Source organism: Nonomuraea sp. NPDC003727, from assembly GCF_053586935.1.
Map to the genome: position 1 here is coordinate 124,057 of NZ_JBSFNE010000007.1, position 15,495 is coordinate 139,551.

The following is a 15,495-nucleotide window of genomic DNA, read 5'->3' on the forward strand; positions in this document are numbered from 1 at the left end:
CGCGCGGGGGGCGGTAGCCTCTGTACCCTGCATCTTGCGAGGGGCGTTAGCTCAATTGGCAGAGCTGCGGACTTTTAATCCGTAGGTTCCGGGTTCGAGCCCCGGGCGCCCTACCACTCTTCACCTCGAATACCGCTGCTGAGCTGGGGTTTCCCTCCCGTACGGCGTGAGCCAGGTGGGCAGCTGAATGCCACCGGATGCCGCCGTATGCCACGCCTCCCGGAATATACGCGGAATGGATCTTGGCGCGTTTGCCCAGGTCGGCCGCGCGTTTCGGAAGCTTCCAGGACTGTGCCTCCGAAAACTCTATCCATGCAGGTCAAGCGGCATGTGAGTACTCGTGGAGGACCCGCCGAGCAGGTTCCCGCCGGCGTATGTTCAGGTCGGCGATGCGCTTCGGATCGGTGATCGGATCCGGCACGGTACGCAACGGTGCCGCTTGGGCCAGGGCCTGATGGGCTCGGTGCTTGTTGTAGAACTTTTCGTACTCGCGCAGGGCGTGCCGTAGGTGGCGTTCGTTCCAGATCAGGCAGCGGTCGAGACGCTCTCGGCGGCACGACTGCACCCATCGTTCCATGATCGCGTTCATGCGCGGCATCCGGATACCGGTGAGTCCGACGCCGAAGCCAGCATCCGGCTCCGACAGCCACTCGCGATTGAAGCCGCGCTCCTCAAACCAGCGACAGATCCACGGCACTCGATCAGGAGCCGCGCGGTGCCGAGTCTTGCGGCCCCGTTCAGTGATCGTCGCCTGTACATGGCCGACCGCCTGTCCGTCGGCTACCCTGCGGATGATCCAGTTGTGCCATTCCGCCTGCCCATCGGGAGAATGGCCGACGACCTGCCGCGTGTAGAGGGCGCGCAGGCCGTCCAGCGTGGGGGCCGAACCGCCGATGAAGGCGTAGAGATCGTCACCGCTCAGGACGTCCACCATCTCGTCGGCGTCGGCCACGGTCAGCGGGGTGAGCGAGACCCGGGTCATGCTCCCCTTGTCCCGGGTACGCGCCTTGCCCTTGCCCTTGGGCTTCACGAAGATCCCCAATCTTGTAGCGCAGGATAGCGACCGGTTCCGCAGGAGGCGCATACTGGAGGGGATGAAGCCAGCTAGCGGCGGTCCCCGCCGTCACCTGCCCACAAGTCCCTTCAAACCCGCGCCCCCCGCTCCACCTGCCGAGCGGTTCAGCCTCAACGACCAAGTGACCCACGATCGGTATGGCCTTGGCGTCGTCGTCGGTGTCGAAGACGAGATCGCCGTGTTCGTCGATTTCGGATCACGGCGGGAACGAATCACAACGCCATTCAACAAGCTGTACAAGCTCTGAGACCACTGCACCACGGGGAAACACACAGCGCGAGCACATCCACGCCGGCGCCCGCCCACCTGGGCCGGCTGTTCCTCGACGAGCCCGTTCCCGCCGCCCGCTACGCCTCCGAGTTGCTCGACGACCCGGCCATGGAGCGCATCACACGCGCCTCCCTGCCCTGTGCGCCGCCTCGCTGCTCTTGTCTTTCGTGGCGGGCTGGGCGATCAGCGGCAGCCTGTACGGCAGGCTGACCGCGCCTCTGGAGCCGCTATGCCCAGGCGACAGCAAGGGCGCAGTGACCAGCGCGGACCCAACCCCTGTGATTCCCCGAGCGAAGGCCGCCACCATGACAATCACCGGCATTGCCAGGAGATCTGCGGATATCACCAGATCAGTTCTTTTCAACCATGTTCAGGCTTCAGAATGGGACACCACACGCGCAGCGAGACGACGTCGACACCCGCCGTGGTGTAGTACGGGTCCTCGGCCATGATCCGATCCACCCGCGCACGGTCAACGGTGAAGACCAGCAACGCTCCCGAGTCGTCCTCCCAAGGGCCGGCCAGAAGCAGAGCGCCCTGCTCGTGCAGCGCGCGCAACCGTTCGCGGTGAGCGGGCCGCGCCGCCAGACGCGCGCGGTCGTTGGTGAAGGACAGTTCTACGCAGATCATGGAGGGGAACGGTACGGACTCCTCGCCCGCGCTTCTGTATCGCGAGATACTCTCCCAGATGTGGACAAAGGGGAACTGGCGGCGGTGCCTCTGTTCTCAATGCTCAAGGATGCGCGCCTCGAGCGGCTCGCCGAGCAGTGCCCGCCGCGGGAAGTCCCCGCGGGCGCCACTGTCGCGCGTTTCGGTGACCCGGCTCAGCATCTGGTCATTCTCGAGCAGGGGACCCTGTCTGCCACTTACGACACCGGTGACGGCTCGAGGGTTCGATTCGCGACGGTGACGGGGCCCTGCGTGATCGACAAAGCCGCGGTGCTGGACGGCGGAGCGCACACGGCCACCTGGACCGCCTCGGCCACCTGCCGGGTTCGCTTCCTGCCGGTAAGCCTCCTTCGAGGTCTCATCGACGAAGTGCCGGCGCTACGCGACCACGTACTGCGCCACCTGTCAGGGCAGGTGAACCGTGACCGGCGGGCCCATGTCCGCCGGGCCGCGCCGCGACCGGTCGTCCAGATCGCAGACTGGGTCGCCGAGTCCATGCGTGAACAAGGGAGCCGGATCACGCTGCCAGGGGCGCAACAAGGACTCGGCGAGGAGATCGGCCTGTCGCGGGTCACGGTCAACCGCGCCCTGCGAGTTCTCGCCGAGGCAGGCGCCATCCGCGTCGAGCCCGGCGTCATCGTGGTGCTAGATCCCAGACGACTCAGCGCCATGTCCCGTAGAAGCTGAACCTCCCGCTGCAGAAATCTGGTGCTGCACAGCAGCCCCGGCTATCGCAGTCCCGCCACCTCCGAGTCCTCCCTCTCAGCCTGACCGCCACACCGGTGGCGTGTTTGAGATGGATGATCAGCATCAGTCGCAGATGTAGCGGGGCTGTCGTGCCAGGACGCGCTGTCCGACCGGGTGGAGCGGCTCGTCCCCGCCGCTGACGGGGTCGGCCTCCGGGGCCCGACAGGCCGGGATGTCGGCCTGGCCCGGGCCCACATCCATGACCAGGCCAAGCTGGCGGACAGCCCGCTGCTGTCCTGCGCCCGCACGGCGACGGTGCAGGACCCGCAGGAGTGGCTGCGGGATGCCGTGCGCCTGCTGGAGGACGGCGACGCACCGGAGGACGCCAAGGCGGGGTGGATCTAGCTGACCGGCGCGGTGATGATCGCGGTGACCAGGTCTTCCACCTCGGCCCGCGACATCGCCGCAGCCGCGGCGTACGCGGCGGCGAAACCGGACTCAAGATGAAAAGGGCTCGGCCGGGAATTTCCCGTCCCGGTCTCGGATCAGATAACCCGCCGACTTCATCGCCTGAATGACCCGGCCCGCAGTCGGGTACGCAGTGGTGCCGGGCACGCGGACACGCCATGTCCGGGCAATGAAATTGGCCTCGGCCATAAGGATGCCGAGGCCCATCAGGCGCGCTGGCTCAGAAGACGTATACTTCTTGCCAGGTTACCCGGTAGTTGGTCTTACAGGTGTACTCGTGGCGCGAGCCCGCCGCGAGGGGATGGAAGTGCTTCAGGTACCTGGCGTTGCCATAAGTGCATTGCACGGAGTGCTGCCATTCGCCTAGGTACTGCGCACAGAAGGCATAGGCTGTACGGCCCCCATCGATGGTTCCGGAGTAGCATCCGTCGGGAGCCGCCCTTTTAGCAGCGGGAACCTCCGGCTGCTCGCCGGCCGTCACCAGAGCTCTTCCAGCCCGGTGGATGGTGTGCGATTTGACACGAGCGTCGCCGCCCAATGAGCAGGAGATCTCATTGGTGGTCGTGAAGGGTTCGAAGTATTGCTCGTCCCCATTGCTGCCAGAGCAGTACACCTCATGGATATACGATCCGGGGGTACAGGATGCGCGTGACGTGCGTCCAGCGTCCAAGAGGCGGATCGTGCATGGCGCGGCCGACGTGCTGGAAGTAGTCGCGGTGGCGGCAGAAGCCGCTGCCGGGACGGTCAGCACAATAGTGGAGAGGGCTGCCGCCAGGACGGAACATAAGGCAATGAAGCGCTTGATGACCTGACTCCTTTCATGAGGGGTAGGAGCCCCAGGTTGAGACGGGACGAGAGTTGCATACGGCGAGCAGATCGCTCGAGCCTTGACTTGCAGCATCTCATGTGTCAATCAATGCGGTTGAGTTGCTGCTTCATGCTTGAGCGTGAGACATCCCTGGTGAGGGTTAAACAACATCGCAGCCCCTTCTCTCCGGACGCCTGCGTTTAAATAGATTTGTAAGCAGGTTCCGGACAGCCGAATTCGGAGATATGCTGCAGACGCCACGCCCGAACTCGTTGACCATGGCTGCAGGTGTCGTTAATCCGTTGCCGGCCGCCATGCGCATCGCCGATGATTGCGGCCATGGCCACGACTCGACGAGCCGACATGTTCACCGAGGACGGCAAGCCGTCCGACGACGACCCGCGTGAGAACGGACCGACGTTGGGCGACGAGCGCGTCACGCTGGTCGAAGCCCTGCGCTGTGCACGCCTCACCTTGGAGATGAAATGCTCAGGGCTTGATGCGGAGGCCATGGCGCGGCGTGCCGTTGAACCATCGACGATGTCGCTCCTGGGGCTGGTGCGACACCTGGCCGAGATGGAGCGTCGAACGTTCCGGGAGATGATGGCGGGACAGGACGTGTCCCCGCTGTTCTGCTCCGACATCGACCGTGACGGTGATTTCGATGGTGCTGTCCCCGACCCCCATGTAGTCACGCAGGCGTGGGAGGCATGGCGTACGGAGGTGGACTTCGCCACGCGATTGGTGGCCGAGGCGCCCAGTCTCGACATCACCGGCGACGATCCCTTGAATCAGCATGGCGGCGGTGGAGGGGCGATGTCGCTGCGCGAGGTGCTGGTCGGAATGATCTGGGAGTACGGCCGCCACATGGGTCACGTCGACCTGTTGCGCGAGCGGATCGACGGACGCATAGGCCAGTGATGATCACGGGTAGGGCACGCCGACCCCGTTGACGTACGACGGAACGACGCAGGACTCCGGCATCTGAAGATGGTCCCACCACAGATCAACTTCACAGGAGCCCCGCGCCATCATGGGTGTCACATACACCGCCGCGCTGTCCGTGCGGGCGGAGACCGTGCTGTACCTGTCGCGGTAGTGCGCCACTGTGACCGCCCACCGTCCGCAGGCCGGTCTCAGCCCCGCCACAGGCCCGAACGGCTCAGCCGGTCGGCGGGGGAAGGACCGGCTTGAACGCCGTGAGAAGGATGCTGCCCATTCCGGACATCGCGGCGCAGTTGGCGATCGCGCTCTCGACGCGTTCCACGGCCTCGACTCCGTATTCGGCCGTCAGCTCGTCCCGGTGGCGGTCGAATCTCTCAAGGATCCGGCCGTAGAAGGGTTCGGTGTGTTCGCTGATGTCTTCCGTGGACTCGATCTCGAGATCCGCCACGCGCAGGGCCCTCGTGTAGGCCTCCTCGGGTTCTATGGACAGGACCTGGAACATGTCGAAGTACGCCGCCAACCGTGACCGCATCTCGTCGGTGAGGGGGGCGCGCAGGTACGGGGTCTCGACCACCACCCGTCCACCGGGCCGCAGCACCCGGGCGATCTCCGCGAACAGCGGTTCCGGCATGAAATGTGGTGTCGTCTCCAGAATCAGCACCGCGTCGAACGAGGCTTCGGGGTACGAGGTGGCCAGGGCGTCGCACCGTTCGAAGGACACCGACGATTCCACGCCGCGTTCACGCGCCCAGGCCCTTCCACGTTCCAGGGCGTGCTCGTTGACGTCGATCGCCGTCACTCGCGCTCCGGTGGTCTCGGCTACCGCCACGGCGGGGCGTCCGTTCCCGCAGCCGACATCCAGCACGTGGTCGCCGGCGACGGCTTTCAGCCTTTCGATCACCACGCGGGTCAGCCGTTCGGTGGCCTCCTCGATCGAGGACCGGTCCTCCGGTCCCGACCAGTACCCGTAGTGCAGGTCGGGTCCGCCGACCTTCTCGGTCAGGGCGGCCAGGTACTCGTATGAGCCGGCGATGTCTTCGGTTCCGGGAAGCGATCCGCTCGACATTTCTCCTCCATCCGTTGAAAGGGGTCCGCTGCAGGCCGCCGGCGCAACAGAGCGACAGGCGACCGTCGCCGCGCTGCCGCGCGGAGACCGGCGCACATGGGTTTCCGCTCGCCGTCCGGTCCGGATGGCCGCTGGTTCCCAGCGCGGTGCTACCACGCCACCGGAAGCGATTCGACGCTGTATGCCGCGTTCATCGGGGTGAACCGCAGTTCGTCGAACGGGACGGCCAGACGCAGGCCGGGGAAGCGGCGTAGCAGGCGGGAGATGCCGATCCGTATCTCCATCCTGGCCAGTTCCGCTCCTAGACAGTGGCGCGGGCCGTGTCCGAAGGCGAGATGGGGCGGCGGTTCGCGGCTGATGTCGAACCGGTCCAATCCGGGGCCCAGGTCCCTGTCGCGATTGGCTGACGGCAGGTGGCACAGGACGTACTCTCCGGCCCTGACCTCCTGGCCACCGACCGTGGTGTCCTCGGCGGCGGTGAACACCTTCCCGAAGGCCACCACCGACAGGTGGCGGAGCAACTCCTCGACGGCGTGGTCCGTGTCGGCGGAGCCGTCACGCAGCGCGGCGGCCTGGTCGGGGTGGTACAGCAGCAGCAGGACGCCCAGAGCGATCGTCCCGGACGTCGTCGCGTATCCCGCGAGCAACAACTGGGCGGCGATCCCGGCGACCTCGGAGTCGGACAGCTCCGCTCCGTGCGAGGTGATCAGTCTGCCGACGAGCCCGGGAACCGTACGACGGCGGCACTCCCCGACGAAGCCGCTCAGGTACGTGTCCAGCTCGCCGAACGCGACCGCCTGGTCCTGCGGGTCTGCGGTGAAGTCGAGCAGCATGTCCACGTGCGGCAGGAGCCTGGGCCGGTCCGATTCCGGGATCCCGAGGAGTTCGAAGAACAGCCGTGACGGGACAGCGAGCGCGAAGTCCGCGACCAGGTCGGCGGGAGGTCCCAGCCGGTCTATCGCGTCCAGACAGTCGTCGACCACGCTCTCGACCCGCGGGAGGAACTCCCGCATCCGGCGCGCGCTGAACTCGGCGTTGAGCATCCGCCGGACGCGGCCGTGCTCGCGTGGACCGTACGTCGAGAAGAACCCCGGACGCGGTGGGGGGAAGCCTCCTTCCGGCATGGGTATGGGAATCGGGCCGTCGATCGCGGCTTCGGAGCTGAACCGGGCCTGGTCGGAGATCACCTGGAACACGTCGGTGTAGCGGGTGACCATCCAGGCGCTCGCTCCGGTGGACAGGGTGATGCGGGTCACCGGTTCCGAGGCCCGGAGACGGGCGAGTTCTTCGGCCGGGTCGAACGGGCAGGTGCTCGATCGGCGGACGAAGATCGGGACAGTCGAGCGGGGCGGGGTCACGGGCGTGGAACCTCTTTCACGAACGGGCCGACCTCGGAGGGCTCCTCGCGGCCGAGGCGCCGCGTGCCGGCGCCCGAGGCCGGAATCGAGCTGAGACGGTTACCGATGTCGGCGACGAGGTCCGCTTCCGCCTGCAGCAGGTAGAAGTGCCCTCCGGGGAAGGTACGGAACTCGACGCCGGCATCCGTGACCTGGCTCCAGGCGCGCATGTCCTCCTGGCTCACCTGCTCGTCGTCCGCTCCCCGGTAGGCGACGATCGGAATGGTGAGCCGCGGCGAGCGCGTGGGCCGATAGGCGTGAAGGAGATCATGGTCCGCCCGTAGCGCGGGCATCACCACGCTCATCAGCTCGGGGGCGTACCGTAGCAGCGGGTCCGCGGAGCGCGCCTGCTCGGCGAGCTCGTCATCACTGAGCGGGACCTTCCAGGTGCCGTCTGCGTGCGCGGGTGGCGCGATGTGCGCGGACACCAGCAGCGCGTGCGGAGTGATGCCCTGCTGGGTGATGAGCCGGACGGCGACCTCGTAGGCGACCACGGCGCCCATGCTGTGCCCGAACAGGGCGAGAGGCCGGTCGGCCAGGGGCGCCAGCGCCTGGCAGATGTGGTCGACCAGGAGGTCCATGCGGGTGATCGGATGTTCGTTGAACCTGTCCTGCCGGCCTGGGTAGCACACGGCGACGAACTCGACGTCCGCGGGGATCCGGGCCTGCCAGCCCCGGTAGAAGGCCGGGGTTCCGCCGGCGTGGGGTAGGCAGACGAGTCGCAGCCGTGGCTCGGGGAGCGTCCGCTGCCGGCGGAGCCAGAGCCGGGAGACGCCCGGGATCGTTTCGGTCATGGGACGTCACTTCCTTCGAGATCCATCAGGAGCCGCCCTTCGCCTGGCGTGTCGTCGCCGGCCGCCGGGGCCTCGGCGAGCGTTCTGGCCAAGCCCTCGATCGTCGGGGCGCTGAAGAGCGCCTTCACCGAAAGCCGCGCCCCGAACCGTTCCCTGCAGCGCTGGACGACTTGGAGTGCGCTGAGCGAATGTCCGCCCAGGCTGAAGAAGTCGTCGTGTCTGCCGATGGCGCTGGCACCGAGCACTTCCTGCCACACCGTCAGGAGTTCGAGCTCGTGGGGACTCCAGTCACCGGTGTCGCCGGAGCGGCCGGACGTGTCGGCCGCGGGTACGGCGGGAGCGGACCAGCGCGCAGGCCGGGGCTCGGTGGCGGACTCCGGGCTGGGGGCGTGGGCAGCTCCGGGAGGGCTGGAGGACACGATGACCTGTCCCAGGGGGACGGCCGCCAGGCACCTTTCGAAGGCCGCGATCCCTTCGTCGGGGCTCAGCCCGCCGGTCAGCGCCTCGCCGGTGAGGGCGTGATGGTGGCGTTCCACGTCGCGGGCCATCCCGACGCCGTTCCAGCGGTCCCAGTTGACCGACAGGATCGGTGTCCCGTCGCGACGCGTGTGCAGGGCGAAGGTGTCCTGGAAGGCGTTGGCCGCGCCGTAGCAGGACAGGCCGGGAGCGCCGGAGAAGGACGCGAGCGAGGAGCACAACAGGATGAATTCGGGGCGCGCGCCTGTCTCTGCGAGGGCGGAGACCAGGGTGGCGGTTCCCGTGGTCTTCGCCCGCAGGGCGGCGTCGATGCTCTCCCGGTCCAGGAACTGCGCCATGCCGCCGCCTGGCACGCCGGCGGCGTGGATCACGCCGTGGATCGTGCCGAACCTCATCTGGACTTCGCGCAGGATCTCGCCGAGGGCCGCCGGGTCGGCGACGTCCGCGTGGCGGAGCAGGATGTCGTTCTCACGCCCCGCGAGCAGTGCTCGCACATCCAGACCGGACTCGCCTTCGGGAGACGCGTCACGCGTGCCCCGCCCGATGAGGGCGAGCCGCGCCGAATGGCGGCGCGTCAGATGTTCGGCCAGCCGCAGGCCGATCCCGCTCGTTCCGCCGGTGATCACGTAGGTTCCGCCGGGGCGGAACGAGGGACCCGCCCCTGGCGGTGTCTCCAGCGCCTCGAATCCCCGCAGCCATCGGTGGCCTGCCCGGAGACCGACGGGGTCCTGCCGCGGAGGGCGGGAGAACTCGCCGAGGATCTGCCTGGCCCGTCGCCTGTGGTCTGCGCTGTCGTCGGCGTCCACGTCCACCAGCCGGACGGGCACGTCGGTCAGTTCGCAGCGGAGCGGTCCGGCGGCTCCGATCGTGAGAGCTGCCCGAGGATCGAGCAGTTCGCCTCCGGTGATCTCCAGGGCTCCTGTCGTGACCAGGCAGAGATCCGTCTTCCCGAGACGGCCGCCCAGCGCGTGGGCCAGGCCGACGATCTCGCTCAGTGGCCCGCCCACGTCCGCGGGGAGCGTCGCTCCCCACAGGCAGATGATCCGCAGGGGTCTGCCCGGTCCCTGTTCGGTCGCTTTCAGCAGCCGTTCGTAGTGCTCGGGACGCTGAGGGTCGATCTCGTAGTGTTCGGGGTGCCGCGGGATGGTCGTGGCCCGGGGTGAGGACCCGCGCCGGAACTCTCGTCCCGGGGTGACGACGGTGACGGACGCTCTCCGTTCCTCCAGCTCGGCGGTGATCGCCTCGGCGAGGGGCGAGACATCGGAGAACAGGATCCATCCCGTCTCGTCCGGGGCCGTCCCGGGATCCGCCGGATCCGTTTCCACGGCGCGTTTCCAGCTGACCCCGTAGAGCCCTTCAGATGAGCGCCGAGCGGGCGCGGGTTCCGGGGCCTGTGTCGGTTCGGGCAGGTGCAGGGTGGACGCGAATGGATAGGGCGCCGCGGGGTGCCGTCGGCGCGGCTGCGGCCAGAGCGCGGGCAGGTCGACGTCGACTCCGGCCTCCCACAGCCGGGCCAGCGCGCGGAGCAGGACCTCTCTGTCGGGGCGCTCGTCCAGCGGATGGCGGGTGGTGTTGATGACGACGGAGTCCTGACCGGCCCGTGCTCCGGCCAGCGTGGTCAGCGTGGTGCCGGGCCCCATCTCGATGAGGACCTTCGGGCCCCGTGCCAGGACGTGGTCGAGCCCCGCGTCGAACCGGACCGTCCGGCGCAGGTGGGAGACCCAGTACTCGGGGTCACTGAGATCGGCCTCGTCATCCCCTGTCACGTTGGAGACCACGGGTACCGACGGGGCCTGCAGTTCGATGCCGTTCAGGAAGTCGCGGAACTCGTCGAGGACCGGATCGACCAGGTGGGAGTGGGCGGCGGTGCTGAGCGGGAGCAGCCGACAGGCGATCCCCTGCCGGTCCAGCGACCGGCCGACCTCGGCGATCCGAGCGGACCGGCCGGCCAGCACGCACGCTCCCGGCCCGTTGACCGCCGACAGGCAGACCTCTTCGCCGAGGAACGGCTCGACCTGCCGTACCGGGGCCGAGACCGCGAGCATCGCACCGTCGCGCAGCCGGGACAGGAGCTCACCGCGTTTGGCCACGATCGCGAGGGCGTCGCGCAGCGACACCACGCCGGCGACGCAGGCCGCGGTGTACTCCCCGAGGCTGTGCCCGATCAGCAGGGCGGGTCTGACCCCGAAGGATCCGATGAGCCGGGTCAGCGCGATCTCCATGATGAACACGGCCGGTAGCGCCAGTGAAGGGTCGGTCTCCTCGGCCGCGCTCCTCGCATCCGGCGCGGCCCACAGGGCGTGCAGCCGCTCGGCGGTGGGACGGTCGGGCAGCAGGCGCAGGCACTCGTCCACGGCCATGCGGAAGACCGGTTCGTCGCGGTAGAGCTCCCGCCCCATCGAGGGATACTGCGTCCCCCCTCCAGGGAACATGAACACCACGTCGTCTCGGGTCGCCCAGGCGCGTGAGAACCGCCCTGCGGTCGCCCACTCCCGCGGGGCCGCCACGGCGGCGGATCGGTCGCGAAAGACTCCCGCGTACCGGTGGGGAAAGTGGCGGCGTCCGGCTGCCAGGGTGTAGGCGAGATCGGCGAACTCGGTGTCGGAGGCGTCCTGGAGCGCGTCGGCGCAGGATCGGGTCAGCTCGGCCAAGGCCGCGTCGTCACGCGCCGACAGGGCCACGAGCTGCCACGGCTCGGCGGGTGGCCGGGCCGGGAGGGCCGGTGGCTGTTCGAGGATCGCGTGGGCATTGGTGCCTCCGATGCCGAAGGCGCTGACGGCCGCCCTGCGCGGGGCGCCGGTCTCCGGCCAGTCCGCCGCCTCGACCGCGGGGCGAAACGGGCTCGTCTCGAAGTCGATCTCGGGGTTGGGGCGCAGGGGCGTGACGGGGCTCGGTGGGATCCGGCCGTGGTACAGCATCAACGCGACCTTGATGAAACCCGCCACCCCGGCCGCCGCATCGGTATGTCCGATGTTGGACTTCACCGAACCCACCCGGCAGTACCCCCGGCCTACCGCGGCGGCGGCCCGGTACGCCCGGGTCAGCGCGGCGACCTCCACGGCGTCTCCGATCGCGGTGGCCGTCCCGTGGGCCTCGACATAGGAGACGGTGTCCGGGCGGACCGCGGCGACCGCGAGCGCCGCCTCCACCACCGCCTGCTGGCCGCGCACGCCCGGCGCCGCATAGCTGAGCTTGTCCGAGCCGTCATTGTTGACGGCGCTCCCCTTGACCACGGCGTAGATGCGGTCCCCGTCGGCGAGCGCGTCGTCGAGCCTGCGCAGGACCACGATGCCGAGGCCGTCGGCGGGGACGAAGCCCGAGGCGTCCCGGTCGAAGGAGCGGACCTGGCCGTCGGCGGACCAGACGCCGCCTTCCTGATGAAGGTAGCCCTGACGGCGCAGAGGGGTCCAGGAGACCCCACCGGCCAGAGCCATGTCGCAGTCATGGGTGATGAGCGCCCGGCAGGCCAGATGGATCGCGACCAGGGACGTGGAGCAGGCGGTCTGCACAGCGATGCTCGGCCCGGTCAGGCCCAGCTTGTAGGAAACCCGGGTGGGCAGGAAGTCCTTGTCGTCGGCCGCCATGAGCAGGTCCGCGGACGTACCGAGGAAGGTCTGGTGGTTCCTCGCGCGGTGGGTGCCGAGGGTCTGGCCCGCGTAGACTCCGACGGTGCCGGCGAACCCCTCGGGTGTGTGACCGGCGTCCTCCATGGCGTGCCACGCCTCTTCGAGGAACATGCGCTGCTGTGGGTCGATGAGGGCTGCCTCGCGCGCCGGATAGCCGAAGAAGACCGCGTCGAAGCATTCGGCGTCCCACAGCACGCCGGCCGCGGGGACGAGGGCGGGATCGGCGATCCGCTCCCGACCCGCGCCGCCTGCCGCGAGCTCCTCTTGGGTGAGCTCGCGGATGCCCCGGCCACCGTCGCGGATGAGCCGCCAGTACTCGGCGGGGCCGCGGGCACCGGGGTACCTGCAGGCGATGCCGACGACGGCGATGTCGGTGCCCGCGGGATCACGCTCCGCCGCCTCCGGCCCACGGGTGCTCGTCGGGCTCACCTCGTCTGCTCCTTTCCGAGACGCTCCCCGAGCCGGCGCCCGCCGTCGTGCAGTCTCCTCCTGCTCCCGGCGGGCCTTTCGGCCCTGCATTCACCGTGTCCGTCGTGCTCGTCGAGCAACGCCGCCAGCAGCCGCACGTTGTGAGTCGCCATGAGGTCGGCGATCGGCACCAGCACCCCCCAGCGCTTCTTGATGTCGGCCTGGAGCTTGACGAGATCGGCCGAGGTGCCCCCGAGATCGAAGAAGTTCTCCTCGACAGCGACGTCGTCCAGGTGCAGGAGCCGTCCCACGACCTCGGCCAGCTCCCTTTCGCGCACCGACGCGGGGACCGTGTCCCCGCCCGCTGTCCGTGGCCGGACCTCCGGGCGGGGCAGCGCACCGCGGTCGACCTTGCCGTGGGACGTCAGCGGAAGCCGGTCCATCGTGACGAAGACCGACGGGATCATGTACGCCGGAAGGAGATCGGCCAGGAAGTCCCGATACTCTCCCGAGGAGAGCGGCAGCCCTGCCGTGAGCTGCACATGGGCGGTGAGCCTGACGGCTTCGGCCTCCCCGGTCGCGGTCACCACAGCCCCGGTGACGCGAGGATGGCACATCAGCGCCGCTTCGACCTCGCCCGGCTCGATGCGGTACCCCCGGATGTTGAGTTGCCCGTCGATCCGCCCCATGAAGTCGATGACGCCTCCGGGCAGCCGCCGGGCCAGGTCACCTGTCCGGTACAGACGTGCCCCGGCGCGACCGGAGAACGGGTCGGGAACGAACTTCTCCCGGGTCAGGTCCGGCCGGTTCGCGTATCCCCGCGCCACCCCACGTCCTGCGATGCACAACTCACCGGTCTCACCGTCCGGTACGGGGTCACCCGCCGGGCCGAGGATGTGGATCTCGACTCCCCTCATCGGATGGCCGATGGAGGGCTTGCCCTCTCCCGGCAGGCAGCGTCCCGCCGTCGCGGACACGGTCGCCTCCGTCGGGCCGTAGGCGTTGAACACCCGCAACCGCCTCCCCCACCGCTCCACCAGGAACTCCGGCAGCGGTTCGCCGCCCGACGTCATGGTGGTGACCGGTATCGACTCATCGTCCGGCAAGGTCGCCAGGAGCGACGGGGCGCCGGACAGGTGGGTGACGCCGAACTCGCGCAGGACCCGGCTCAGCTCCGGGCCGCACAGCGGTGACCTTGCCGAGGGGACGCACAAGGTTCCCCCGTTGAGCAGGCTCATGGAGAACTCCCACACCCAGGCGTCGAACGTGAACGGCGCGAACTGCAGGACCCTGGCCCCCTCCAGGTCGCCGAACAGGTCCCCCAGCCCCTCAGCCAGGTTGGTCACGCCACCGTGCTCCACCATCACCCCCTTCGGGGCGCCCGTCGATCCCGAGGTGTAGAGGAGGTAGGCGAGGTCTTCCCCATCAGGTACGGCGGCGCCGCCGTCCGGATCCTTACGCCCGGCGGCGCCTGTTGCCGCACGGCGGGGTGCGTCCGGTCGTACGGTTCGCACACCGCGCCCGGGCAGGACGCTGTGCGGGTCAAGCTCGGAGACGACAAGCCGGGCGCCCGTGTCGGCCAGCACCAGTTCGGTGCGCCTGGACAGGTGTGCGGGAGGCAGGGGCACATAGGCGGCACCGGCCTTCCAGACAGCCAATACCACGACGGGCAGCAGGTAGGAGTGCTCCGTGAGGACGCCCACCACGTCACCCGCGCCCGCCCCCGCTGCGACGAGTTCCTCGGACAGGATGGTGGCGCGCTCCTCCAGCTCCGCGTAGGTCATCCGGCCGCCCCGGTGGACGAGGGCGTCACGGTCGGGCACGGTCCGCGCCCATGTCGCGAAGAGATGGTGCGCGCCGACCTTCTCACCGCTCGGATCGATACCGCGCATGTTTCCGCCTCACCCGCCGCCGACGGGCACTCGGCCGGCGGACGATTCGCGGCGGTCGCGGAACCACGTGGTGAGCACCGCGATGTGCTCGCGCCGGTAGCCCCGGTCCATCGCTTCGCGCACGCGCTCGCGCATCACGCCGAGATAGGAGCGGTCGATCCCGGCCTGCTCCGCGATGCGGGTCAGGTTGTCGAGAACGTCCAGGTGGGAGGTGAGCGGAGCCTGTTCGTAGGTGTAGTCCCCGCGATCGATGAGGTCGAGGCCGACCTCGATCGTGTTCTGGAAACCGGGGTCGTAGAGCGGCACGGATTCGGCGAAATCCGCCAGCGGGACGCCCATGGCCTCCGCGATGGCCGAGCATTCGAGGAAGCCGTTGATGAACGCGTAGTAGAAGGCGCTGGAGACGACGTGGTACGCCTTCACGTAAGCGGGATCGGCGCCGAGATAGGCCTGCCTGCCGCCCAGCGCGGACGTCACGCTCTTCAACCGCTCGAAGTCCTCGACGGCCCCGCCGTAGACCGTGAAGCAATCCTCGGTCCCGATGGCGTCGGGGTAGTTGAGGATCGCGGCCTCCATGTACGCCCCTCCCCCGGCCTCCACCCGCCCGCGCAGCGGGGTGACGTTCTCGGGAGTGCCGCTGGCGTTCTGGACGACGAGCCTGCCGGAGAAGTTCGGAGCCGCCTCGTCGATGACCCGATGGGTGATGTCGTAGTTGAGCAGGCACATCAGCACGATCGGTGAGGCCGCGACAGCGTCGGCCGCCGTCGCGTGGGAGTGGATCCCCTCCTCGACGAGCACGTCCGACCGCTCGCGCGTACGGTTCCAGACCGAGACCTCCAGTCCGGAACGCGCACAGGCCCGCGCGACCGCCGAACCGATCACTCCGGTCCCGATGACCGTGACGTCCGTCATA

Annotated in this window: 12 protein-coding genes and 1 tRNA gene; 5 read left to right on the top strand and 8 right to left on the bottom strand. The window is 68.7% G+C overall.

Features of this window, described 5'->3' with window-relative positions; genetic code table 11:
* Positions 1-40: 40 nt before the first annotated feature.
* Positions 41-116: transfer RNA gene (locus ACWDLG_RS19315), tRNA-Lys, on the top strand.
* A gap of 203 nt (positions 117-319) precedes the next feature.
* Here the strand turns inward: ACWDLG_RS19315 and ACWDLG_RS19320 are convergent.
* Positions 320-1,042, bottom strand: coding sequence for an integrase core domain-containing protein (locus tag ACWDLG_RS19320; protein ID WP_449921668.1), 723 nt, complete (start codon positions 1,040-1,042; stop codon positions 320-322).
* Positions 1,043-1,094: 52 nt separating this feature from the next.
* Here ACWDLG_RS19320 and ACWDLG_RS19325 point away from each other — a divergent pair, with 52 nt between their 5' ends.
* On the top strand, positions 1,095-1,322 hold the full coding sequence (locus tag ACWDLG_RS19325) for a hypothetical protein (protein WP_354915924.1): 228 nt from the start codon (positions 1,095-1,097) through the stop codon (positions 1,320-1,322).
* Positions 1,323-1,705: 383 nt separating this feature from the next.
* On the opposite strand, the gene ACWDLG_RS19330 is transcribed toward ACWDLG_RS19325, so the two are convergent.
* Positions 1,706-1,975 carry a YciI family protein gene (locus ACWDLG_RS19330; RefSeq protein ID WP_449921670.1) on the bottom strand — a complete coding sequence of 90 codons (270 nt, stop codon included), beginning with the start codon at positions 1,973-1,975 and terminating at the stop codon, positions 1,706-1,708.
* Between the two features lie 60 nt (positions 1,976-2,035).
* On the opposite strand from ACWDLG_RS19330, the gene ACWDLG_RS19335 reads away from it, so the two are divergent.
* The 3 genes from ACWDLG_RS19335 to ACWDLG_RS19345 all read left to right on the top strand — a co-directional run bounded on the left by ACWDLG_RS19335 (position 2,036) and on the right by ACWDLG_RS19345 (position 4,898).
* Positions 2,036-2,701, top strand: a complete 666-nt coding sequence (locus ACWDLG_RS19335) for a Crp/Fnr family transcriptional regulator (protein WP_449921672.1) — start codon at positions 2,036-2,038, stop codon at positions 2,699-2,701.
* Between the two features lie 174 nt (positions 2,702-2,875).
* Positions 2,876-3,106: a hypothetical protein gene (locus ACWDLG_RS19340; RefSeq protein ID WP_449921674.1), complete on the top strand. Its 231-nt coding sequence runs from the start codon at positions 2,876-2,878 to the stop codon at positions 3,104-3,106.
* Positions 3,107-4,340: 1,234 nt separating this feature from the next.
* The gene (locus ACWDLG_RS19345) at positions 4,341-4,898 is read left to right on the top strand and encodes a DinB family protein (RefSeq protein WP_449921677.1); all 558 of its coding nucleotides are present in this window, start codon (positions 4,341-4,343) and stop codon (positions 4,896-4,898) included.
* A 241-nt stretch (positions 4,899-5,139) separates the two neighbouring features.
* Here the strand turns inward: ACWDLG_RS19345 and ACWDLG_RS19350 are convergent, their stop codons facing one another.
* The 6 genes from ACWDLG_RS19350 to ACWDLG_RS19375 all read right to left on the bottom strand — a co-directional run bounded on the left by ACWDLG_RS19350 (position 5,140) and on the right by ACWDLG_RS19375 (position 15,494).
* On the bottom strand, positions 5,140-6,084 hold the full coding sequence (locus tag ACWDLG_RS19350; RefSeq protein WP_449921680.1) for a methyltransferase domain-containing protein: 945 nt from the start codon (positions 6,082-6,084) through the stop codon (positions 5,140-5,142).
* A gap of 53 nt (positions 6,085-6,137) precedes the next feature.
* On the bottom strand, positions 6,138-7,244 hold the full coding sequence (locus tag ACWDLG_RS19355; protein ID WP_449921683.1) for a cytochrome P450: 1,107 nt from the start codon (positions 7,242-7,244) through the stop codon (positions 6,138-6,140).
* Positions 7,245-7,342: 98 nt separating this feature from the next.
* Complete coding sequence (locus ACWDLG_RS19360) at positions 7,343-8,179, bottom strand: thioesterase II family protein (protein WP_449921685.1); 837 nt, start codon at positions 8,177-8,179, stop codon at positions 7,343-7,345.
* A complete protein-coding gene (locus ACWDLG_RS19365) occupies positions 8,176-12,711 on the bottom strand; it encodes an SDR family NAD(P)-dependent oxidoreductase (protein WP_449921687.1) in 4,536 nt (1,511 codons plus the stop codon). The genes ACWDLG_RS19360 and ACWDLG_RS19365 overlap by 4 nt, the downstream gene beginning before the upstream one ends.
* Positions 12,708-14,582: a non-ribosomal peptide synthetase gene (locus ACWDLG_RS19370; protein WP_449921690.1), complete on the bottom strand. Its 1,875-nt coding sequence runs from the start codon at positions 14,580-14,582 to the stop codon at positions 12,708-12,710. The genes ACWDLG_RS19365 and ACWDLG_RS19370 overlap by 4 nt, the downstream gene beginning before the upstream one ends.
* A gap of 9 nt (positions 14,583-14,591) precedes the next feature.
* Entirely contained in the window at positions 14,592-15,494 is a 903-nt protein-coding gene (locus tag ACWDLG_RS19375) for an NAD(P)-dependent oxidoreductase (RefSeq protein ID WP_449921692.1), read from the bottom strand.
* Position 15,495: the final 1 nt, after the last annotated feature.

What these genes read in the sequence shown, in the direction of transcription:
- ACWDLG_RS19330 (WP_449921670.1), bottom strand. Translation starts at nt 1,975, where the DNA reads ATGATCTGCGTAGAACTGTCCTTCACCAACGACCGCGCGCGTCTGGCG.
- ACWDLG_RS19370 (WP_449921690.1), bottom strand. Translation starts at nt 14,582, where the DNA reads ATGCGCGGTATCGATCCGAGCGGTGAGAAGGTCGGCGCGCACCATCTC.
- ACWDLG_RS19375 (WP_449921692.1), bottom strand. Translation starts at nt 15,494, where the DNA reads ATGACGGACGTCACGGTCATCGGGACCGGAGTGATCGGTTCGGCGGTC.
- ACWDLG_RS19325 (WP_354915924.1), top strand. Translation starts at nt 1,095, where the DNA reads ATGAAGCCAGCTAGCGGCGGTCCCCGCCGTCACCTGCCCACAAGTCCC.
- ACWDLG_RS19360 (WP_449921685.1), bottom strand. Translation starts at nt 8,179, where the DNA reads ATGACCGAAACGATCCCGGGCGTCTCCCGGCTCTGGCTCCGCCGGCAG.
- ACWDLG_RS19345 (WP_449921677.1), top strand. Translation starts at nt 4,341, where the DNA reads ATGTTCACCGAGGACGGCAAGCCGTCCGACGACGACCCGCGTGAGAAC.